Annotated in this window: 17 protein-coding genes; 9 read left to right on the plus strand and 8 right to left on the minus strand. The window is 58.7% G+C overall.

All coding sequences use genetic code 11. The features are described from left to right. The first annotated feature begins 345 nt into the window (after positions 1-345). Both chaB and H7K52_RS03970 read left to right on the plus strand, forming a co-directional pair. Entirely contained in the window at positions 346-576 is a 231-nt protein-coding gene (gene chaB, locus H7K52_RS03965; RefSeq protein ID WP_003850845.1) for a putative cation transport regulator ChaB, read from the plus strand. Positions 577-802: 226 nt separating this feature from the next. Further along, on the plus strand, positions 803-1477 hold the full coding sequence (locus H7K52_RS03970; RefSeq protein WP_003850848.1) for a gamma-glutamylcyclotransferase: 675 nt from the start codon (positions 803-805) through the stop codon (positions 1475-1477). Between the two features lie 85 nt (positions 1478-1562). Here H7K52_RS03970 and H7K52_RS03975 read toward each other — a convergent pair whose 3' ends face one another. From H7K52_RS03975 to H7K52_RS04010, 8 genes are all read right to left on the minus strand, one after another. Then, on the minus strand, positions 1563-2993 hold the full coding sequence (locus H7K52_RS03975) for a serine/threonine protein kinase (protein ID WP_003853128.1): 1431 nt from the start codon (positions 2991-2993) through the stop codon (positions 1563-1565). A 44-nt stretch (positions 2994-3037) separates the two neighbouring features. Then, positions 3038-3991 (minus strand): hypothetical protein, encoded by a 954-nt coding sequence (locus H7K52_RS03980; RefSeq protein WP_003853126.1) that lies wholly within the window; start codon positions 3989-3991, stop codon positions 3038-3040. A 14-nt stretch (positions 3992-4005) separates the two neighbouring features. Continuing rightward, positions 4006-4782 carry a PP2C family protein-serine/threonine phosphatase gene (locus H7K52_RS03985; RefSeq protein WP_003853125.1) on the minus strand — a complete coding sequence of 259 codons (777 nt, stop codon included), beginning with the start codon at positions 4780-4782 and terminating at the stop codon, positions 4006-4008. Beyond that, a complete protein-coding gene (gene tagH, locus H7K52_RS03990; RefSeq protein WP_003853124.1) occupies positions 4779-5915 on the minus strand; it encodes a type VI secretion system-associated FHA domain protein TagH in 1137 nt (378 codons plus the stop codon). Before tagH ends, H7K52_RS03985 begins: the two co-directional genes overlap by 4 nt. A gap of 36 nt (positions 5916-5951) precedes the next feature. Next, complete coding sequence (gene tagF, locus H7K52_RS03995; RefSeq protein WP_078804338.1) at positions 5952-6650, minus strand: type VI secretion system-associated protein TagF; 699 nt, start codon at positions 6648-6650, stop codon at positions 5952-5954. A gap of 13 nt (positions 6651-6663) precedes the next feature. Next, complete coding sequence (tssM, locus tag H7K52_RS04000) at positions 6664-8778, minus strand: type VI secretion system membrane subunit TssM (protein ID WP_003853121.1); 2115 nt, start codon at positions 8776-8778, stop codon at positions 6664-6666. Further along, entirely contained in the window at positions 8778-9995 is a 1218-nt protein-coding gene (gene icmH / locus H7K52_RS04005) for a type IVB secretion system protein IcmH/DotU (RefSeq protein ID WP_003853120.1), read from the minus strand. The genes tssM and icmH overlap by 1 nt, the downstream gene beginning before the upstream one ends. An 85-nt stretch (positions 9996-10080) precedes the next feature. Beyond that, positions 10081-10572 carry an SH3 domain-containing protein gene (locus tag H7K52_RS04010; protein ID WP_181162208.1) on the minus strand — a complete coding sequence of 164 codons (492 nt, stop codon included), beginning with the start codon at positions 10570-10572 and terminating at the stop codon, positions 10081-10083. Between the two features lie 487 nt (positions 10573-11059). On the opposite strand from H7K52_RS04010, the gene H7K52_RS04015 reads away from it, so the two are divergent. The 7 genes from H7K52_RS04015 (at position 11060) to cobA (ending at position 23002) form a co-directional block, all read left to right on the plus strand. Beyond that, on the plus strand, positions 11060-12274 hold the full coding sequence (locus H7K52_RS04015) for a nitrate regulatory protein (protein WP_182629740.1): 1215 nt from the start codon (positions 11060-11062) through the stop codon (positions 12272-12274). Positions 12275-12536: 262 nt separating this feature from the next. Next, complete coding sequence (locus tag H7K52_RS04020; RefSeq protein ID WP_182629869.1) at positions 12537-13787, plus strand: CmpA/NrtA family ABC transporter substrate-binding protein; 1251 nt, start codon at positions 12537-12539, stop codon at positions 13785-13787. Between the two features lie 11 nt (positions 13788-13798). After that, positions 13799-14671, plus strand: coding sequence for a nitrate ABC transporter permease (gene ntrB / locus H7K52_RS04025; RefSeq protein ID WP_003853116.1), 873 nt, complete (start codon positions 13799-13801; stop codon positions 14669-14671). Positions 14672-14681: 10 nt separating this feature from the next. After that, complete coding sequence (locus H7K52_RS04030) at positions 14682-15473, plus strand: ABC transporter ATP-binding protein (RefSeq protein ID WP_182629741.1); 792 nt, start codon at positions 14682-14684, stop codon at positions 15471-15473. A 10-nt stretch (positions 15474-15483) separates the two neighbouring features. Beyond that, positions 15484-19548: a nitrite reductase large subunit NirB gene (gene nirB / locus H7K52_RS04035; RefSeq protein ID WP_182629742.1), complete on the plus strand. Its 4065-nt coding sequence runs from the start codon at positions 15484-15486 to the stop codon at positions 19546-19548. After that, complete coding sequence (locus tag H7K52_RS04040; protein WP_182629743.1) at positions 19545-22163, plus strand: nitrate reductase; 2619 nt, start codon at positions 19545-19547, stop codon at positions 22161-22163. Before nirB ends, H7K52_RS04040 begins: the two co-directional genes overlap by 4 nt. Further along, a complete protein-coding gene (cobA, locus tag H7K52_RS04045) occupies positions 22163-23002 on the plus strand; it encodes a uroporphyrinogen-III C-methyltransferase (RefSeq protein WP_182629744.1) in 840 nt (279 codons plus the stop codon). Before H7K52_RS04040 ends, cobA begins: the two co-directional genes overlap by 1 nt. Positions 23003-23035 lie beyond the last annotated feature (33 nt).

The raw sequence follows: 23035 nt of genomic DNA on the forward strand, positions 1-23035 counted from the left end.
GGCTGCTGTTAGAAATATAATCAGTTTTAGGGCAGTGCGCAGTTTATCTTTTCACCGGCCCTGACAGGAGAAATTTACTGGTTTTTACTTAACTGCAATAACCTTTTGAAATGATATTAACCTGATGTTATCTGGAATATTGCAATATTAATCAGGATACAACAAGTTTGACCTATGCACCTATCCTGACGATATATGTCACAAAAATGGCATTTTAATCTAAATTTCAGGGATGGGCTCATATTTTTAAACTGAAGTGACGATAAGTACAGGTTTGCGTTTTTTTACTTTTGCGCCAGGCTTAACCAGAAACACTAAACCGCGACGATAAACAGAGGAAAAATTATGCCTTACGATAAACGAACCGACTTACCCGACAACGTTAAGCACGTGCTTCCTGCGCATGCGCAGGATATCTATCAGCAGGCATTTAACAGTGCGTGGGATCAATATAAAGAGGCGGAAGATCGACGCGGCGATGATTCGCGGGAAGAAGTGGCGCATAAGGTCGCCTGGTCAGCCGTGAAAAAAGAGTATGAAAAAGGGAATGACGATAAGTGGCATCCTAAAGCGTAATCGCCTTGCTAGTCTGTTCACGTCAAAGGGCCAGGATTATCCAGCCCTTTTTTTCGACTTCGCTATCAGGTTTATCTGGTTTTTTTTAACCTGCGACCGGAATCACGCTTGAAACCCCGCGCGTAAATAGATTAATGTCAATTTAATGAACGAAACGCAGCGCCGTTTTGGAGATCATGTTACAGGAGCACTTTCGCAGGACGCCGATGACGTTGAGGAGGTCGCATTGCTTACCCGGGAATTTCTATTAAAAGCGGATTGTAAAACATCATTCGGGGATATCGATGAGACGCTACTCTGGAGTTGCGAGCAGCGCGCCGCCTCGCTGGCCGCCACGCTGGCCTGCCGTCCCGATCACAGCCCTGTCTGGATCTTTGGTTACGGCTCACTGATGTGGAACCCGATTTTTGAGGCGGATGAAGTTGCATCCGGTTCGCTGGAGGGCTGGCATCGTGCTTTCTGCCTGCGGCTGATCGCGGGACGTGGCACTGCCACGCATCCGGGGCGCATGCTGGCGCTGAAACAGGGTGGCCGCACAACCGGACTGGCATTTCGTCTGCCGGAAGCGCGCTTACATGAAGAGCTGGCGCTGCTGTGGAAGCGTGAGATGATCACCGGCTGCTATTTACCGACCTGGTGCGAATTACAGCTGGAGGATGGCCGCAGCGTGACTGCGCTGACCTTTATTATGGATCCACGTCATCCGCTTTATGAATCGGACTCCTGCCCGGAGGCGATTGCGCCGCTCATTGCTGCGGCCAGCGGCCCGCTGGGTTCGAATGCGCAGTATCTGTTTGCACTGGAAGAGGAACTCACCCGTCGTGGCATGGAGGAAGAGAGCCTGAGCCGGCTGGCGCATCAGGTGCGGACGCTGCAGCAATCCTGTCTCAAACAGGCCTGAATCAGGCCACAGGCGAATCAGCAGCGCAGAAGCCGCATAGAAAAGGGCGCGACACTGTCGCGCCCTTTTACGATCGATCCGGGGATTACTTGCCCGGATTGATAAGCCAGGTTCCAGGCTTATCAATGGTCAGGGATTGGGTATGCGTCTCACTGCCATTTTGAACGTCTATTTTGTACTGCCCGGCCGCCAGATTCAGCGCGGCAAATCCGCTGCTGCCAGGCTTCACCTCGACCTGCTGTCCGTTGAGCACTACGCTTTCACCGCTTTCCAGCTTCAGATAGACCGTCGCCAGCGCGGCAGGAACGGCTGCGGCTGGCGGCGTCGATGCAGGCGCCGGATGCGTCACGGCTGAGCTGTTGCTGACCACATCTGGCATTGCCGTGTGGCGATTAGCCAGCCAGATGGCGACGACCACCGCCAGGATAGCCACGGCCGCCAGGCTCAGCAAGACAGGTGACAATTTGCGCACCGCACGCGGGGTAACAGGCTCCGCTGCGGCGGCTGCATGATTCATCGCCATCACAACCGGCGGAGCCGCCTCAACGACCTCTTCGATCGGCATAACCGGCGGCTCGCCCGGCACCGGGAAACTGTTGACCACGGCCTCAACATCACTGACCGGCAGATCGATCAGTGCGGCAAAGGCGTCGATGGTTTGCGGGCGATCACCAGGTTTCATGGCCAGCGCGCAGTCAATGGCGTGCAGCAGCGGCAGCGAGTAGCCTTCCGGCTGGCGTTCCACCAGCGGCTGATAATTATCTTCAATGCAGCGCACCACGCTCACCGGCGGGGGATTACCGGTAATCAGGCTATGCAGCACCGCGCCCAGGGCGTAGATATCCGTCCAGGGTCCCTGTTCAACTTCACCCTCTTCGCTGTACTGTTCGATGGGTGCAAAGCCAGGCTTAAGCATGATCTCCGTTTCGTCAGAGAGGTTGCCGATCTCCTTACGCGCCGAGCCGAAGTCCAGCAGTACGGGCAGCTGATTCTCCTGAAGCTGAATGTTGTCGAGGGAGATATCGCGATGCAGATAGCCAGCCTGATGAATCGTGCTGATAGCACCCAGCAGCGGCGGCAGCAGACGGCGGATCCAGGCTTCAGAAATCGACGCCGGGCTGGTAACCTGCCACTCTTTGAGCGTCATGCCACTGTAGTAGAGCGTGCCCATATAGGCCGTGCCGTTCTGCTCCCAGAAGCGCAGCACGTGCAGCAGTCCCGGATGATTAAATCGGGCCAGCAGACGCGCCTCCTGAATAAAGCTGTTCAGTCCGGCATTAAACAGTTTCTGAAAACGCTCTCCGCGCAGTTCCAGTGACAAATCGGCGGCACGAACCGCCAGCGACACCGGCATATACTCTTTTATAGCAATTGTGCGTTCGAGCTGGTGATCCCAGGCGCGATAGACAATGCCGAAGCCACCGCCTCCGATGACTTCCTTGATCTCAAACTCATTAAAACGGTAGCCGTCAGGCAGGGCATTCGGAACAGTTTTCGTATTATCATTTGCCGACATAGTGAACTCTCTGTACACGGCCTGATTGCCAGGCTGCGCGGTAATTAATTGATGTTACGCCAGGCACCAATGGCAGGATCAACCAGATCCGCGTGCAGGGTGTCGATAAGTAACACATTCACTTTTTGCTGTGGCATGAAATAGGGCGCCCACTGGCTGCGCAAGGTATCGACTCGCGATTTCACCGCGTCAGCATTCTGCTGCGCAGCATTCTTATCCATTTTAATCAACAGTGCGCCATTGAAGCGCCAGACATGTTGTCGTGCATCAAAGGGCAGGACCAGCCAGCTATCTGAGGCGTCCGGGCGGGTCACAATCATGCGCTGATTATTAGCGGCGATGACCTCAAGCTTGCTGTCCGGAATCGCCAGGTTGGCGATGGGATAGCCCTGATAGAAGGTGACAGCGACCGGCGTGGGATGTTCCGGGGTCACCAGCGTCAGCTCACTCTTGCCCTCAGCCCAGCCATCCGGCGAGCAGTGCTGCTTGCTGACGTCCGGTATAAACAGCGTCTGAGCATTTTCATTCCAGGCGGTGCGGAAGTGACAGCCGCTGGGGAGATCAAAATGTTGCAGCGGCGTGCTATTGGCAGGCCGTGACAGGTCAAGTGGTGCGGCGTTGCTGTCACTGGCGCTAACGGTGGCATCCGCCATCACAATAGGGCGCCAGTTCTGCAACTTGCTTGCGCTGCCGCTGGCCATGACGCCACCTTCTTTGTTGGTCATCTGCCAGGGCAGTTCATCCAGTAATCCGCACTGATTGGCGAGCAGGGTGCCGACGCGCGGTAAAAAGGTGGTCAGCACGGCGGAATCCTTACTTTTACCGGAGACGATGCGCAGCGGCAGCGTCTCTTTACACCAGTCGTCGGGCGCTTTGCTCACCACATTATCGATGTAGACCTCCAGCGCCAGGCTGGGGGAGTAGACCACCCGATAATTTTCAGCCTGGGCATTAAAGGCAATCAGCAGGGTGATGATGCCGGGCAACCACAGTTTCATAAGGATCCTTGGAATCAAAAACGAGGCGGCAGAAAGCGCGCCGAATCAGCCAGTGAATAAAGCAATGTTGCTTCTTCTGGCTCACCAATCCAGACCGCCAGTGCGCTGAGATTATCTTTCTTCACGTTGCGGCTCACCGCCTGTTCCATCAAAGCCAGCCACTCTTCACACGCATTCACCATGCGCAGCGCCTGTTCCATTTCATCACTGGTCAGATTCAGCCAGAAGCCGTCGGTACAAACCAGAAAAGCATCGCCATCTTCCAGCGCAATCTCTTCTGAAAAGCTCACTAAGCGAGACGGCTCAGCGCCGAGCGCATTATAGAGTAAATTACTGTTAATACCGGTATTTTCATAGCCTGCATCTTTCAGTTGCTGGGCCAGACTGTGATCCCGTGTTACCTCATGAAGCGCGCCGCGGCGGAAGTGGTAAACCCGGCTGTCACCTGCATGCGCCCACCATGCACGTTGTTTATGGCGGTCAATAAACAGGGCCGCCAGCGTCGTACTCATGCGTGAATATTTCGGATTTTTACCCTGTGCCTCGTGCAGCGCCAGGCGGCACTGCTCAATCGCCTGACGGGTCATTTCCGGCGTAAAACCGTCATGCGCCTCTATCTGGCTGAGCAGGGTGTCGCGCACCAGCTGCGCCGCGATCTCCCCGCCAGGCAAACCGGCTACGCCATCGCAGACCACAAAACAGGCCTTATGCTCATCCAGCGCTGTGCCGGTGCGATCCTGATTTTCATCGCGTAAGCCCTGCTGGCAGCGGCTGGCAAAAACAATTTTCATGTTTCATCTACCCGCGTCTGCGAGTCCTTGTACTGATTCACCTCCATGTCATAGGCATGAAGAAAGGCCTCGCCAAACAGCGTGTGGAAATCATCTTCAATCTCCCCGGCAGTTCGCTGGTAATTACGCATGAAGTAGTCCCACAGCGCCGCCTTTTTGACGGTGGAAAATGGCAGCTTTGATACCACGCCATCGGCACGCGCCTGCTCTTCCAGACGCTGTGGATTAAAGGATTGCAGCATTGCCGCAATAATGGCGCGGATACCGGCAATCATGCCCAGCTGGTGGGCCTGCAAATCGACCAGTGCATCACGTACCGCCTGTTCCGGCGGCATAAAACCGGGCATCTGGCTCTGGTACATCTGCATCAATACAGTTTTACCGGAGGGCAGGATCTTGAACGGATTATTGGCTTCGTTCAGGATCATCGTCATGTCTGCTTTTACGCCACGCTTGAGAATGGATCGCGACGAGAGCAGTGCCACGGTGCCCTGAGAAAACAGGCTCAGCATCCGGCCAGTAATCCGCATCTGCTCTTCGTCAATCGGTGTGGCATGCACATTGCTGAGCCCCATGCCGTCCAGCAGTGCGGCGATGAGCCGATCCTGATCCACCGGCTGTGTCATGAACGCTTTCTGCGGCTCACTGGCCTGCGGATCGATGGCCAGACGCGCATCGTTGTGGCGCTCGTGGCGTAAAGGAGGAGAATCGTTGACCAGCAGCCGATCCTCAACCTCATGATGTTCGTGAATGCCCAGCGGGTTTGCAGGCTCGGCGCTGTCACCAGCAAACAGCGCCAGGGGATCGTTTCGCGCGTCATTGCAGGCGGGATCACGCACTTCCAGGGCATAGTCACCGATGCGCAACGCATCGCCATGCTTCAGAAGCACCTGCATGCCGCGCCCCAGGGCGATGCCGTTATGTTCTACCGGCGTCACGCTGCCCTGATTGGTCAGGCGACACTCTCCGTCATGTGACAGGTGAACCAGTGCCTGCAGACGCGAAATAGCCCGCGTCTCATCAGGCAGCACCAGATCGTTGTCCTGACTGCGGCCAATGGTGCCCCCAGGCGGTTGAAACGCAACGCTTTTGACCGGAAAATCCGCGGTGCTTTGCACAATGGTAAATTGCATGAGTTATCCCAGATTAAACAGCAAACGCATCCGGCCTCACTCGAACATCGGAGGATAGAGGCCATTACGTCCCGGCAGTGAACCTGCCGCCGGGTTGAACAGTAACGAAAACAGTTGCGCAGTGAGATTGCCGCTGTGCTTGTGGGTCGCATGGACAAACCCATCACTACGATTACTCCACCAGTAGCTCATGTGCTGCTGAGGGTCAAAGCGTTCAGCCACTTCACGCCAGCTCAGCGTGCAGGGCAGATCCTGAAAGCCGAGCACATCCATAATTTCAGAAGGCTTTCTGGCGGGAACCAGCAGCGGCGGCAATGCCTGAATCTGCTGCTCTAACTGCTCACCATCCAGCGGGGTCTGAACAGCCTGTAGCAGCGTCGCGCCCAGATCCTGAAACCAGTCACCAGAGATGGTCAGTTGGGCCGGATGCCACTGCGCCAGTGGAAAGCTGTGCAGTGCCAGAAGCGGCCAGGCGCGTCCAACACGGTCACAGGAGGGCAATAAACAGCCCATCTGTATCTGGGGGCGTGTCGCGGTCACCGGCAGGACAAAATTCCACACTGGTGCGTGAAGGAAGTTCGCGCTACTGGACCACGCCTGCTGATGCCAGTGCATCAATCCCTGCTGGAACCAGTGATTCCACGGGCTAATCTGTTGCTCGCTCAGCCGACGGTGCAAAAAGTCACCGGTCGATGGCAGTTTGCCATACCAGCCGGGGGCGATGTAAGCAGCCATATTCACCTCACCGTTACTCGCTTTGCGAGTGTGATGGCGGGGCCTGGTGCAGCGGCGTAACCGCCAGCATGTCACCTTTCTGGCCCGCAATGTTCAGATTCTCCGCCAGCTTACGCATCATTAATGCATTATCCCGTGCATAAGGCGATGACTGAATCTGTTGGTCCAGCAACTGGCTCAGGTGCCAGTCGAGCTGCTGCAGATCGCGGGCGCTTACTGTGTCGGGCAGTGAACGCTGTAAATTTTGCAGCAGCCAGGCCCGCAAAAATTCGCCATCGTAGTTTCGCGGCTGATAAAGCATCTGATAGGCGCGCAGCGCATTGCGGCTGTAAGCGTTATCATCACCGGGATCGTTACGCAGAATGTTAGTGATCTGCTGTGCTACCCGCGGCAGCAATAAAGACTTAAGCGCATTTTGATAAAGCACCCAGGCGGCATCGCTAACCTGACTACCGCGATATAAACCCGCCCGCATGGTAAGCGGTGGATTATCGAGAGAAAAACGTTCTGAGAGCGGTAGCTTTACCAGGTTGTTCAGAAAGGGTAGCAGATCAAAAATATTATCAGCAGGCTGATGAATCACCTGCTGACTCTGCTCGCGTATCGCCGGTACCCGCGCGGCAACCTGTTGCAGATAATGTTGATTCTGATAGTAGCTGAGGCTCCAAAGGCTGGAGGCGATCAGAAGTGCACCGGCCAGTACGCCATAGCCAATCCAGTGGAACAGCTGATTACGGTACTCCCAGCGACGATTACTGCCCGCCAGACCGCTTTCTTTGAAAATCAGATCGCTGAGCAGGTCACGAATAAAGAAGCTCTGGCCTTTGTTGCCCGGAATCGGACTGTTGCGGTTAACACTGTCCCAGGCCGCAATGGAGTGGTCGCCCGCCTGACGTAACTGCAGTTTGCGGCTCAGTTCTCCCATCACCCGGTCAAACGGCAGGCCTTCCTGCGTGCCACTGGTGAAAAACAGGCCACGCGGGCTCCAGGCGACCGCATCCTGATGCTCAGAAAAAACGATATCCAGATATTCGTTCAGGAGTGGACGCAGTGAGGCAAACTCCTGCGGGAAAAGGAAGCACTCTGCACGCGCGTTCAGATCGCGCTCCTGGGTCATCTGTCCTGACAGATGCTGCTGGAGATTCTCTTCCAGCCGCTGGAACTGCTCGCCAAAATTGCGGTGCCAGTCATCTTTGTGCGGCTTACCCGAATCCCAGTTAAAGGTGAAGCCCCAGATAGCGTCACGCCGCGCTTTATCCATAGAGCCAAAGTAGCTCATAAAACCTTTCAGCAGGTCGGTTTTAGTGACCATCACATAGACCGGGAAGTGAATGCCGGTCTGCTGATGCAGTTCCGCCATCCGCTCGCGCAGCGCGCTGGCCTGGGCGAAACGCGCCTCGGCGGAATCACTCAGCAGATCGGCAACGCTGATGGTCATGATGACACCGTTGATCGGCTGACGGGTGCGATAGCGTTTCAGCAGATTGATAAAGCTGTGCCACTCCGCAGCATCGCGCACGCGCTGGCTTTCCTGCAACGCATACCGTCCGGCGGTATCGATCAGCACTGCACTGTCAGTAAACCACCAGTCGCAGTTGCGGGTGCCGCCAACGCCACGAATCGCCTGCTGGCCCAGGGTGTCAGTGAGTGGAAACTCAAGACCGGCATTAAACAGCGCGGTGGTTTTACCGGCACCGGGCGCGCCCATCACCAGATACCAGGGGAGCTGGTAGAGATAATTGGCGTTAAAGCGAGACAGTAAACTGCCGCTGTGACGGCGTCCAAACTGCGTGCGTTTCAGCTGCAACGCGGCTTCGCTGAAGCGCTGGTTGAGCCGCTCATCTGTCATCTGACGCTCGGCAGGATCGTCGTTATCCGACAGCTGAAGTTGGGTCAGTAAGCGACTGTTAAACCAGGCACGATAAAGCGACGGAATGAGTTGAAACAGGATCCAGAGAAAATAGAGCGCACCTACGGTGAGCTGGCGGGGCAGAACCGGTTCCAGGGGGCGTGACTGGCCCCATGACCAGAACGGGCCGAGCATCCAGACCAGGCAGCTCAGCGCCGTAACGCCAATAAAACTCCACAGCAGGCGATGTGTTAACAGCAGGCGAAGTGAGGCGCGCATTATTGTGCTCCTTGATGATTACTGAGCGTTTCAGGCGCGGCAAACAGGGTAATTTCAACGCGACGGTTGCGGGTCCGGTTTTCGCTGCTGTCATTAGGCAGCAGCGGATCGCTATCGCCACGGCCTTCAGAGCGAACGGTATGACCGTCGTTCAGCTGAACCTGTAACAGCTGAGTGATCGTGCGGGCGCGGGCAAAGGAAAACTCATAGCTGGAGGCAAAGCGGCTGTTATCCACCGGATGATCGTCGGTAAACACCGAGACCAGGATGGTCCCTTTGACATCTTTCATCGCGTTTGAGACGCGGGCCAGCAGCGCCCGGCCCACCGGATTGATCACCGTACCTTGCTCAGCAAACAGTTTGTCCGCCGGAATAATCACTTTGCTGCCAAAGGCGCCGTCACTGACTTCAAGCTGTCCGGCCGCAATCACATCATTCAGGCGCTGACGGAGGTCCAGCAACGCCTGTGGCGAAGAAGGTCGGCGGCCCGCGGTGATTTGCGGCAGGGGGGTCTGATAGATGGCGCGCAGCAGGGGTTCGGCGGCATTGCCAAGCCGCCAGTTTAGTCCACTGTAGATCAGGCAGCCAATCAGCGCGACCAGCATGGCACAGGCCCAGAGCGGTACCATAGGACGGGCAAGAGTGCTCACCAGCGGATGAACTTCTACCAGTGGCGGTTGCGGCGTCTGGCGCTGAGCGCGCGTTTCATCAATCAGGCTTTTCAGGCGATTACGGATGCCGTCGCACTGGTTACGACCATTTTCGCTGCCGCGATAGCGGCCCTCATAGCCCAGTAGCAGGCAGTACTGCACGACTTCCAGCAGCCAGAGATGCTGCTGCGGGCTCTGTGAAATGCGTGACAGTAGCTGAAAGAATTTTTCACCGCCCCAGCTTTCATTGTGGAAGGTGACCAGCATGCCGTTGCCAGACCAGACCCCGCGCGTGCCCCATGGGGTCTGCGCCGCGGCTTCATCCAGCGCAGTGCAGATGCAGTAACGCGCGCCGATAATCATCTCAAAAGGCAGCCCTGCCTGTTTACAGCGTTGTTCAAACTGGCGGATTTCATCGATCAGAGACTGGCGCAGACCCGCAGGGTCGTCATGTGTGGCTGCCTGACGAATTTGTACTACCGCGTTCAGTAGTGGCGCCGCAGCCTGAAGTAATAGATTCTCATTGCCTGAGGGGGGCGCCTCACGCGCAGGGGATTCCACAGTCATTAATTAGTGATCTTCCAGCCAATGGCTAATCCCTGTACCCACAGCCCGGGACGGTGCTGCAGGCAATATGCGCCGGATTTCATATTCAGTCTAAGATCCAGGTCGCGGTATCGTTAGTCCGACAGGCTTTGCTGTCACCGCCAACGGCTACGCAGACCTGCTTGGTTTTGCGGGGACGGGGACGGTCGCTCTGCACGGTCGCATCATAACGATCGCTCGCGACGCCTGCTTTTAGCGGCACATAGCCGATCAGTGGACCGTCAGCCTGGTCGGCAATGGCCAGCCAGCTGTGTTCCACATTACCCAATACTTCAAAGGGTTTACCCGTTTCGAGATAACGAACGACTTTGCCGCCGTAGTCAGGCGAGGTCATCACTGATGCACCATAGAGCGCGCGCCAGGTCTGGTTAACGGGTTCAAATTCAGTCGGTGCCGCGACAGCGTGTCGATGGACCAGTTTGACGCCGTTAATTTCGCTGGTGACCAGCGTATCGTCAGTGACGGGCGGCGGCGGGGCCTTACAGCCTGCCAGGGTAAGGACCGCCAGCAGTGTTAACGCAAGACTCTTTTTCACCATGTTCCTCGTGATCTCATCAAAGTAACTGCATGTTGCCGGACCCGATGTCATGAGGCGCTGTTTGTCGCGCCGCATCGTGCCAAAATTCTGTGTTTCAAAAAAAGGTCAGTTTACATCGGGATAGTAACGCTTTTAGTCTACCTAAGACTTTTGAGAATTCAAACCATTGCACCCACTGCCGATGCGTGATAGTGGGCACTTTACGTGCGGGTTTTGAAGCCAGAAAAGCGCCAGCAGATATGATAGTTAAAGCTAACTGAATTATCGCGGCAACAAACTGCCTGAGAACAGTGCCGCGCATTCTGACATGCAATTAATCCGATTGGAAACTATTAAGTTTTACTAATAACTTGTTGTCGAAAAATTTTATCGATTTGCGTTAAGAATATTATCAAAATCAGAATTTACGCCCTGTTCTGGTCCGCGTTTTTACCGAAAGCGGCACGCCTTTTGCTTCTCAAAGCTTTTAACCGCACAGAGGTGAGCAATGGGTAATGCCATGACATGGCTGCAGGCATCGCGTGATAGCGATATTGCCAGTCTGCAACGGTTGCTTGAGACAGGTGAGTTGATAACCGCTATCAGTGAACTGGTTCATCGACTGCAGCGGGAACGTGGCGCAAACAACCTCTGGATCTGCTCAAATGGCGCGCTCTTCAGCGCCGAACGTCACGCCCGTCAGCAGGAGGTCAGTGCCAGCCTGCAGCATTTTTACCGGGCGCTACCGCCCGCCGTTGCGCAGCCTGGCTTTAGCCGCTTTTGCAATCTGATTGCTTCGGCCCTGCAGGCGCTGGACGGATTACCCGCGCTGCGTGAGCAGATCAGCCAGCGAGAGCATGATCAGGCTGCAGCGATGTCCGCGTTTAATCAGGTTATTCGCACCTTACTTAATCTGGTCTTTGAAGCCGCCGACACGGCAAGCTATCCCGCGATTTCCCGTGCGCTTATCGCGCTGTTCAGTTTTATGCAGGGCAAAGAGCTGGCCGGGCAGGAACGGGCAATCGGAGCTGCGGGCTTTGCGGCGCGTCATTTCACACCCGATCAGCGTAGCCAGCTGGTGGCCCTGATTGCGGCCCAGGAGCAGAGTTTTGCCACTTTCCAGGAATTTGCTGACAGCGCGACCTGCGAACGCTGGCAGCCGCTGTCTCAGGCCAGCCGGGACATTGAACGTCTGCGGCGCATCGCCTGTACCGGAGGGCCCTGTGATGAGACCGGCGCACTCCACTGGTTTTCTCTGCTCTCCAGGCGGCTCGATCAGATGAAAACCCTTGAGGATGCCCTGACGGCTACGCTGATGCAGCGCTGTCGTGAAGCGATTGATCAGGCGCACCAACAGCCGATGTTCACGATGGCACAGGGCGACAGCAACTTTTCGCTTTATGTCTCCGGCGCTGACTGGCTGCATGGTGCAGTTGCGCTCAACAGTGACGGCCTTGCCCCGCAGCTCGGGCGCTCGGTGCTGTCGCTGATTGGTGAACAGTCGCAGCGTTTGCAGCAGCAGACGAATGAGCTGGCGTCAATGCGTGCCTCACTCGACGAACGTCGGGTGATCGATCAGGCCAAGCACTGGCTGATGCAGCAGCAGGGTTTCACCGAAGAGGCGGCCTGGCAGGCGCTGCGCAAAAGTGCGATGAATCAGAATAAGCGGGTACTGGAGATCGCGCAGGCGGTGCTGGCGGTGGCGAAGACTCTGAACACCTAACCCGGATGAGGTAGCTGCACAGCGTTTGTGCGTGATCTGCGTCAGAAACGTGCAAAAACGGTTAATTTATCACCAGCCTCTTCCCGCAGATCGGCATTCACGCGGCTTCGGCGATCTGGCACACCCTTTGCTTTAACCTTACAGAGAGTACGCATTGCTCCCGCCAATGGCGGTGGGGTCAGTGCTTTGGATAAAGGCGTCCATCCGCAGGCTTCGGCTTGTCGGAGGACGCCTTTTTTTATTTCTGTTCAGGGGCAACATGATGAGCAAAACGCCTTTTTCACTGACACGACGTCAGGCGCTGATCTCCGGTGCTGCACTGGGTGCGGCCTGGATCGTTCCGGGATTACGAAATGCAGTCTGGGCGGCAGGTTCCGATGCGCCAGAAAAGCCGCAGGTGCGGGTGGGCTTTATTCCGCTTACCGACTGTGCGCCCGTGGTCATGGCGTCGGTCAAAGGCTTCGACAAGAAGTATGGCCTGACGCTGGCGGTCAGCAAAGAGGCGAGCTGGGCGGCGGTGCGCGACAAGCTGACCTCCGGTGAACTGGATGCGGCGCATGTGCTCTACGGCATGATCTATGCGCTGCAGCTGGGTGTGGCGGGACCGCAGCACGACATGGCGAACCTGATGACGCTCAATCACAACGGCCAGGCGATCACCCTCTCAAACCAGCTGAAAGCCAGTGGCGTCACCAATGCGGTTAGCCTGAAAAAAGCCGTGGATGGCAGTCCCAAAGGCAGCCTGACTTTCGCGCATACCTTTCCCACCAGCACGCACGCTATGTGGCTCTACTACTGGCTGGCTAATGCCGGCATTCATCCGTTTAACGATGTGCGCACCGTGGTCGTGCCGCCGCCGCAGATGGTGATGAACATGAAGATTGGCAACATGAGCGGCTTCTGCGTCGGTGAGCCGTGGAACCAGCGTGCCATCAGCGACAACATCGGTTTCACCGCCGCCACCAGCCAGCAGATCTGGCCGGAGCATCCGGAAAAAGTGCTCGGCACCCGCGCGCAGTGGGTGAAAGAGAATCCTAATACGGCCCGCGCGCTGACCGCCGCGGTGCTGGAGGCGGCGCGCTGGATTGATGCCTCAGACGATAACCGCCGTGAAACCGCGCAGGTGTTAGCCGGTCGGGCCTGGATCAACACCAACGTGGAGACGCTACAGGGGCGAATGCTCGGCCAGTATCAGAACGGGTTGGGGCAGTCCTGGCAGGACGCGCACCCGATGCGCTTCTTCGACAACGGCAACGTCAGTTTTCCGTGGCTCTCCGACGGCATGTGGTTCCTGACGCAGATGAAACGCTGGGGCCTGCTCGCCAGCGATCCCGACTACCTTACCGTGGCCCGCCAGATCAACCGTATCGACATCTACAAACAGGCGGCCAGCGCAGTCGGGCAGATTGCACTGCCCGCCAGTGAGATGCGCAGCAGCACCCTGATCGACGGCAAAGTCTGGGATGGCAGCAATCCTGCCGCCTACGCCGCCAGTTTCGCTATCAAACGTTAAGAGAGGTTGTTATGAGAACTGACGCGCGCGCGCTGGCTCAGCCGGAGCAAACCCCCGACAGTGCCACCGTAATTCCGTTACAGGTCACCCCGAAAGCCGCCGTTCGTCCGGCACGTCTGCGTCCGTTTTTGCAGCGCTGCATTCCGGCTGCGGGCGGCCTGCTGCTGATGTTGCTGGTGTGGCAGATCGCCGCCTTGTTTGAACCCTCGTTTCCTTCGCCTTACGCGACCTGGCAGGCTGCACAGGTTCTGTTCGCTGACCCGTTCTACAGCAATGGCCCCAACGATCAGGGCATCGGCTGGAATGTAATGGCCTCGCTGCAGCGCGTCGCCATCGGCTTCGGCCTGGCCGCGCTGGTGGGCATTCCGGCCGGTTTTCTGCTGGGACGCTTTACCTTTATGGCGCGGATGTTCAATCCGATTATCGCTCTGCTGCGCCCGGTCAGCCCGCTGGCCTGGCTGCCGATTGGACTGCTGCTGTTTCAGCGCGCCGAGCCAGCCGCCAGCTGGACCATTTTCATCTGTTCCATCTGGCCGATGATCATCAACACCGCCGAAGGGGTGCAGCGCATTCCGCAGGATTACCTCAACGTCGCGCGGGTGTTACAGCTCTCTGAATGGACGGTGATGCGCCGGATTCTGCTGCCCGCCGTGCTGCCTGCGGTGCTCACCGGCGTACGTCTCTCTATCGGCATCGCATGGCTGGTGATCGTCGCCGCCGAAATGCTGACCGGTGGTCTGGGCATCGGTTTCTGGATCTGGAACGAGTGGAACAACCTCAACGTGGCAAACATTCTGATCGCCATTCTGATTATCGGCGTGGTCGGGCTCCTGCTGGAGCAGGGTCTGATGCTGCTGGTGCGTCGTTTCAGCTGGGAAAAATAAGGAGAACATCATGCAGCAACACATTATTCGCGTTCAGCAGGTGAGCCAGCGTTTCAATACCGCCAGCGGCGAGTTCCTGGCCCTGGACAACGTCAGTTTTGATATCCGCGAAGGCGAAACCCTGAGCCTTATTGGCCATTCGGGCTGCGGCAAATCGACCCTGCTGAACCTGATTGCCGGATTAACCCGTCCCAGCAGCGGCGTACTGCTGTGTGATAACCGCGAAATCACCGGACCGGGTCCGGAGCGTGCGATGGTGTTTCAGAACCATTCGCTGCTGCCGTGGCTGACGGCATTTCAGAACGTTGAACTGGCGGTGCAGCAGGTGTTTAAAGGGCGCTTCAACAAAGCGGAGATGCGCGACTGGATCGAACACAACCTCAATCGGGTACAGATGAGCCACGCCATGCACAAGCGGCCTGGCGAAATCTCGGGTGGCATGAAGCAGCGCGTTGGCATTGCGCGTGCCCTGGCGATGAAGCCGCGCGTGCTGCTGCTGGATGAGCCGTTTGGCGCGCTGGATGCGTTAACCCGCGCCCACCTGCAGGACAGCGTGATGCGTATCCAGCAGAAGCTGAATACCACTATCGTGCTAATCACCCATGACGTGGATGAAGCGGTGCTGCTCTCCGACCGGGTACTGATGATGACTAACGGCCCGGCAGCACAGGTCGGCGAAATCCTGACTGTTGATCTGCCGCGTCCGCGCTCGCGGGTCGCGCTGGCGGATGAGCCGCGCTACCACCAGCTGCGCCAGAAAGTGCTGCATTTTCTTTATGAAAAACAGACCACGGCGGCATAAGGAGCAGACCATGAGGCAACGGTTGCTGGTGATAGGTAATGGCATGGCGGGGATGCAGATGGTGGAGAGCCTGCTGCAACGTGCGCCGCAGCGTTACGCCATCACGGTCATTGGCCGCGAGCCGCACGGCAACTACAACCGCGTGCTGTTGTCGCCGGTGCTGGCCGGTGAAAAATCCTTCAGTGACACCCTGATCCACGATCAGGCGTGGTATCAGCGGCACGGCGTCACGCTCCTGAACGGTGAAACCGTCCTGCAGGTCGATCTTGCCGCGCGTACTGTGCAGACCGATCGGCGCCAGCTCAGCTGGGATCAACTGGTGTTTGCCACCGGTTCGCAGCCTCGTCTGCCCGCGATTCCTGGCATCGATGCGGATTGCGTCCGGGTTTTTCGCAGCATTGCTGACGTCCGGCAACTGCTGGCAGGTCAGGGACCGGTGGTGGTGTTGGGCGGCGGCTTTCTGGGTATTGAAGCGGCAGCAGCACTCCGCGCCCGTGGCCGTGATGTCACGCTGGTCCACCACAAACCCTGGCTGCTGGATCGCCAGCTGGATGCAAAAGCGGGCGAGCTCTTGCTGACGGCATTAGCGCAGCGCGGCATCCGCTGTGAACTCAACAGCGGACTTGTGGCGATTGACGAGACGGGTGTGACGCTGACCAGCGGCCACCACGTTGCCGCCACACAGGTGGTCATCGCCATCGGCGTTCAGCCCGGGATAACGCTGGCGCAGGCGGCGGGTCTGCCGTGTCAGCGCGGCATTCTGGTGGATGGTCAGCTGCGCAGTGCCATTCCTGGAGTTTACGCGGTGGGTGAGTGCTGTGAAATCGCGGGCGAAACCTTTGGTCTGGTCGCGCCTTGTCTGGCGCAGGCGCAGATTCTGGCGGCGCAACTGGCCGGATCGCCGCTGGCGGATTTTGTCAGCCAGCCGCTGGCGACACGCCTCAAAGTGAGTGGCATTTCACTGTTCAGCGCGGGCGACGTCAGTGAGGCGCCCTCTATCAGCAGTTTTGACCCGATCTCTGGCGACTATCGCCGTCTTTTTCTTCGTCAGGGCCGCCTCTGTGGCGTGCTGCTTTCTGGCGACACCCGGCAAGGGCCTGCGCTGATGGAGCGTCTTCAGCACGCCGAACCTGTCACGTTCGCTGCCCTGTTCGATCACGATCAACCTGAACCGCAGCCACAGGCTGCAGAGAGTCCTGAAATGAGTAAACCGGTTTTAGCCGTGGTGGGTCACGGCATGGTCAGTCACCATTTTCTTGAGCAGCTGGTTGCCCGCGAAATGCATCAGCACTATCACATCGTGGTTTATGGCGAGGAGCGCCAGCAGGCTTACGATCGGGTGCATCTGTCGGACTATTTCAACGGCAAAACGGCCGACGACCTGTCGCTGGTCGACGGGGACTTCTTTGCCCGGCACGGTATCGAACTGCGGAGTGGCTATTCGGTTGTCGCGATCGACCGCCAGCAGCGCAGCCTGCGTGACAGCACGGGCAGTGAACTGGCCTGGGATAAGCTGGTGCTGGCGACTGGCTCACGCGCGTTTGTCCCCCCGGTGCCGGGCCACGACGGCGATCGCTGCTTTGTCTATCGCACGCTGGACGACCTTGATGCCATTGCCACCTGCGCCCGCCATAGCCAGCGCGGCATCGTGATTGGTGGCGGCCTGCTGGGTCTGGAGGCGGCGAATGCGCTGCGGCAGCTCGGGCTCGAAACGCACGTGGTGGAGTTTGCGCCGCGCCTGATGGCGGTGCAGCTTGATGAGGGCGGTGCGCTGATGCTGCGTCAGAAGATCGATGCGCTGGGCGTGACGGTTCACACCTCGAAACAGACCGAACTGATTGAGCGACAGCCTGACGGCAGCGTGGTGCTGCGCTTTGCCGACGGCAGCAGTTTACCCGGCGATCTGGTGCTGTTTTCCGCCGGTATCCGGCCGCGCGATGAGCTGGCGCGTGAGGCGGGTCTGACGCTGGGACCGCGCGGCGGCATTGAGATTAACGATCGCTGCCAGACCAGCGATGACGACGTGTTTGCCATCGGCGAATGCGCGCTGTGGAACGGTCAGATCTTTGGCCTGGTCGCGCCGGGTTATCAGATGGCGCGGGTGCTGGCCGGACATCTGGCGGCTGAACCCACCGCATTCAGCGGTGCAGACATGAGCACTAAGCTGAAACTGCTGGGCGTGGAGGTCGCCTCGTTTGGTGACGCTCACGGCCGCACGCCGGGCAGCCAGCACTATCACTGGACCGACGGGCCAAAAGGCATCTACAAGAAAATCGTGGTCTCTGCGGAGGGCACCCGGCTGCTGGGCGGCGTGCTGGTGGGTGACAGTAGCGATTACGCCACGCTGTTGCAGATGATGCTCAATGACTTACCGCTGCCGACCGCACCGGAAAGCCTGATTCTGCCTGCACTTGCCGGTGCGCCAAAAGCGCCCGGCGTCGCGGCGTTGCCGGACAGCGCCCAGGTCTGCTCCTGCCACAACGTCAGCAAGGGCGATATCTGCGCGGCGGTGAAAGGGGGCTGCGGTGAGATGAGCAGCATCAGGAGCTGCACCAAAGCGGCCACCGGCTGTGGCGGCTGTGCGGCGCTGGTGAAGCAGGTGATGGAGTTTCAGCTGGAAAATCTCGGCGTTGAGGTGAAAAAAGATGTCTGCGACCACTTCAGCTATTCACGCCAGGAGCTGTATCACCTGGTGCGGGCTGGCGAGTTTAAAACCTTCGATGCGCTGCTGGCATCGCACGGTCGGGGGAACGGCTGTGAAGTGTGCAAGCCGCTGGTGGCGTCATTGCTCGCCTCCTGCTGGAATGATTATCTGCTGAAACCGGCGCATCTGCCGCTGCAGGACACCAACGACCGCTACTTCGCCAACATCCAGAAAGATGGCACCTATTCCGTGGTGCCGCGCGTTCCGGCAGGCGAGATCACGCCGCAGGGGCTGATCGCCATTGGCGAGGTGGCGGCGCGTTACGACCTCTACACCAAAATCACCGGCGGGCAGCGTATCGACCTGTTTGGTGCGCAGCTCGACCAGTTGCCGGATATCTGGCAGACGCTGCTGGAAGCGGGTTTTGAAACCGGTCACGCCTACGGCAAATCGCTGCGAACGGTGAAGTCCTGTGTGGGATCGACCTGGTGCCGCTACGGCGTGCAGGATTCGACCGCCTTCGCCATTGCGCTGGAGAACCGCTACAAGGGGCTGCGCGCACCGCACAAGATCAAGATGGCGGTTTCGGGCTGTACCCGCGAGTGTGCAGAAGCGCAGAGCAAAGATATCGGGGTGATCGCCACTGAAAAGGGGTGGAACCTCTACGTCTGCGGGAATGGCGGGATGAAGCCGCGCCATGCTGATCTGTTCGCCAGCGATCTCGACGACGCGACGCTGCTGCGCTATGTCGATCGCCTGCTGATGTTTTACATCCGTACCGCCGATCGGCTGCAGCGTACCAGTGTCTGGATGGACAATCTGGAAGGTGGTCTGGATTATCTGCGGCAGGTCGTGATTGAGGATAGCCTCGGGCTGGGCGCGACGCTGGAGCAGGAGATGCAGCGGGTGGTTGACGCGTACCAGTGTGAGTGGCAGACCACGCTGGCGGACCCGTCGCGCCGTGCGCTGTTTACGCCAACGGTTAACAGCGACCACGCTGATGAAACCCTGCACTACAGCCGGGTACGCGGACAGCGTCAGCCTGAATCCGTGGCCGCGCGTCCGCTGCTGCAACTGCCCGCTGAGCCCTGGAGTGCTATCTGTGCGCTGGAGGCGATTCCCCCAGAGGCGGGGATTGGCGCACGACTTGGCAGTGAGCGTGTCGCGCTGTTCCGTCTGGGTGACGCGCTGTTTGCGCTGGAAGATCGCGAACCTGGCAGCGACGCCAGCGTGCTGTCGCGCGGGATCCTGGGCGATGTCGGCGGTGAGCCGGTGGTGATCTCTCCGCTTTACAAGCAGCGGATACGGTTGCGTGACGGCCAGAGTCTGGATAATCCGCAGCACCAGCTGCGCTGCTGGCCGGTGAAGCTCGAAGCGGGGCAGATCTGGCTGGCAAATCGTCCGCTCAATCAGCTGGCGCAGGCATCATGAACAGCACCTGTCCCTATTGCGGCGTCGGCTGTGGCGTCTGCGTCACGCCGCAGGGACCTCATCAGGCAACCGTGACTGGCGACCCGCAGCATCCGGCCAATGCGGGCCGGTTGTGCGTTAAGGGGGCGGCGCTGGGTGAGACGCTGACGTCGCAGGGACGTCTGCTGACCGCCGAAGTTAACGGCCGGCCGGTCAGCCTTGATGCGGCGCTGGATGCGGCGGCGGCGGGATTGCGTGCGGTGATCGATCAATATGGTCCGCAGGCAGTGGCATTTTATGGTTCTGGCCAGCTGCTGACGGAGGATTACTACGTCGCCAATAAGCTGATGAAAGGCTACATCGGTGTCGCCAACATCGACACCAATTCACGGCTCTGTATGGCATCGGCGGTGGTCGGCTATAAGCGGGCGCTGGGAGCCGATGCGGTGCCCTGCTGCTATGAGGATCTGGAGCAGACCGATCTGGTGTTGCTGGTTGGCTCCAATGCTGCCTGGGCGCATCCTGTGGTCTGGCAGCGGCTGATGCAGGCAAAGCAGCAACGACCTGCAATGCAAATTGTGGTGATTGATCCGCGCCGCACGGCAAGTTGTGACCAGGCCGATCTCCACCTGCCGCTCCGGCCCGGCAGTGATTCGGCGTTGTTCTCCGGTCTGCTGCACTGGCTGGCTCAGCACGATGGCCTTGATAGCAGCATGTTGCCTCACCTTAATGGCGTGAATGAAACGCTGGCCGCTGCTGCGCAGTGGGATGTGGCGCGGGTGGCTGATACCTGTGATTTAACGGAGCAGCAGGTCGCGCATTTTTTCCAGCTGTTCAGCCAGCATGAGCGTGTACTTACGCTGTGGTGTATGGGGATTAATCAGTCCGTCACCGGCAGCGACAATAACCAGGCGATTCTTAATCTGCATCTGCTGACGGGTAAAATAGGGCGCGTGGGCTGCGGACCTTTTTCGCTGACCGGACAGCCGAATGCGATGGGCGGACGTGAAGTGGGTGGCCTGGCAAATCAGCTGGCGGCGCACATGAGTTTTACGGCAGCAGAATGCGATCGGGTGCAGCGCTTCTGGCGCAGCCCGACGATTGCCCGCGAGCCGGGGCTGACCGCACTGGACCTTTTCAGGGCAATTGCGGCAGGCGAGGTGAAAGCGGTGTGGATTATGGGCACTAATCCGGCGGTGTCGATGCCGGAGGGGAATCGCGTAGCGCAGGCGCTGGCGGCCTGCCCGCTGGTGATTGTGTCGGATGTGATGGCGCAGACCGATACCAGCGCCTTTGCCGATATTCTGCTGCCGGCCCAAGGATGGGGTGAGAAGAACGGCACGGTGACAAATTCAGAACGGCGTATTTCGCGTCAGCGCGCTTTTGCCGCCGCGCCAGGTGATGCACGGCCTGACTGGTGGCTGCTGGCGCAGGTGGCGCAGCGGCTGGGCTTTGGTGAGGGCTTCAACTGGCAGCATCCGTCGGAGATTTTCCGCGAGCATGCCGCGCTGTCGGGCTTTGAAAATCATGGCCAGCGCGCGTTTGATATCAGCGGGCTGGCGCAGTTGAGTCAGGCTGAATGGGATGCACTGCGTCCGGTGCAGTGGCCGGTGAACTGTAATTTTCCACAGGGTTGCGCCCGACTGTTTGGCGATCGCCGCTTTTTCCATCCGGACGGTAAAGCCCGTCTGCTTGTCCCGGCCACGCCTCTCCTGCCGCGGCGAGATTCTGCTTACCCGCTGCTGATGAATAGCGGTCGGGTGCGCGATCAGTGGCATACCATGACGCGTACCGGGCTGGTGCCGCGTCTGATGCAGCATTGCGATGAGCCCTTTGTGGCGCTGCATCCTGCTGACGCCGCGCAGTATGGCGTGACGGTGGGCGTTCTGGCGCGGGTGCAGTCTGCGCAGGGCTGGATCAGCGCCCGGGTGCGTATTGATGCGGGGATGCGGCGCGGCGAGTTGTTTGTGCCGATGCACTGGAACCGGCAGTTCAGTCAGCAGAGTCACGTCGATATGCTGATCGCCGGCCAGGCCTGTTCGTTTTCAGGGCAGCCTGCGCTGAAGCAGACGCCGGTACGGATTCGTCCTCTGGCGGTGACCTGGCAGGGCTGGTTCTGGCAGCGTGAGATTGCGCCGCTCGCGGGATTACGTTACTGGTCGCGCGCGCCTTATCCGGCAGTGCAGCGCTATGCCGTGGCGGGTGCGGGATCGCCGCAGGCGTGGCTGGCAGAGCAGATTGATCTGTCAGGCTGTGACGTGCAGGTCGCCACTGGCAGCGGCGCTGATTACCGGTTGCTGGCATGGCGCGACGGTGCATTGCAGCTGGCGTTTTATGCCGGTAGCGCCTTGCCGTCGCTGGATAGTGCGTTTGTTGCGGCGGCGTTTGCGGATGCGCCGCAGGATGCAGCCGGGCGGCACAGCGTGCTGGCGGGGCAGGCGATGCAGCGGCGTGCAGCGGGACGGATTATCTGTAGCTGTATGTCGGTGGGTGAGCAGACGATTTTGCAGGCGATGGCGCAGGGGTGTCGCACTACTCAGGCGTTAGGCGAGAAGCTAAAGTGCGGCACACAGTGCGGCTCCTGTATTCCGGAGCTGAAGCAGTTATTGCTGTCCGATGTGGTTGTGGAGGAATGATGACACGAGCAATTGATTCTCTGGATAAGTTACTGGCTCCGGCCGGTGTGACAAAGCCGCAGGGTGCAGTATGGCTGGTGGGTGCAGGCCCTGGCGATGTGGAGTTGCTGACGGTGAAAGCATTGCGTTTACTGCAGCGGGCAGAGGTGGTGGTGTATGACCGGCTGGTGAGTGAAGCGGTGATGGCAGAGGTGCCGGAGAGTGCGTTATGCATTGATGTGGGTAAGCAGCCGGGGCAGCATGGGCTGAAGCAGGCGCAGATTAATCAGTTGCTGGTGGATCTGGCGCGTAGCGGGCGCAATGTGATCCGCCTGAAGGGAGGCGACCCGTTTATTTTTGGTCGGGGTGGCGAGGAGATGATGAGCCTGCAGGAGGCCGGGATTCGCTGTGAGGTGGTGCCAGGGATTACCGCGGCGGTGGGCTGTGCGGCGGCCAGCGGCATTCCGTTGACGCACCGGGATTGTGCGCAGTCTTTGCGGTTGATTACCGGTCATGGCCGGAGTGGCGAGCCGCAGCTGGATGCGGCTGCGCTGTCGGCAGAGAATCAGACACTGGTGTTTTATATGGGGTTGAGCTGGAGTGCGTCGATCAGTGCGCAGTTGCAGGCGCAGGGACGGGATGCGGAGACGCCGGTGGCGATTATTGAGAAGGGAACCCGGCCGGATCAGCGGGTGCTGATTACCACATTGGGTGGGCTGGCGGAGACGGTCGCGCGGGATCAGCCGGTGTCGCCGTCGCTGCTGGTGGTGGGTGAGGTGGTGCGGTTTTATCGGGCGGATTTGCAGGTTCGGGGTGGGGGAGTTGGGGAGAGATGCGTTGCGGAGGAAAGGCCTGCCTGATCGCAAAGGGATACCGCATCCTTGCCGTTTGTT

This window comes from Pantoea hericii, from assembly GCF_014155795.1.
Classification (GTDB): Bacteria; Pseudomonadota; Gammaproteobacteria; order Enterobacterales; family Enterobacteriaceae; genus Pantoea; species Pantoea eucalypti.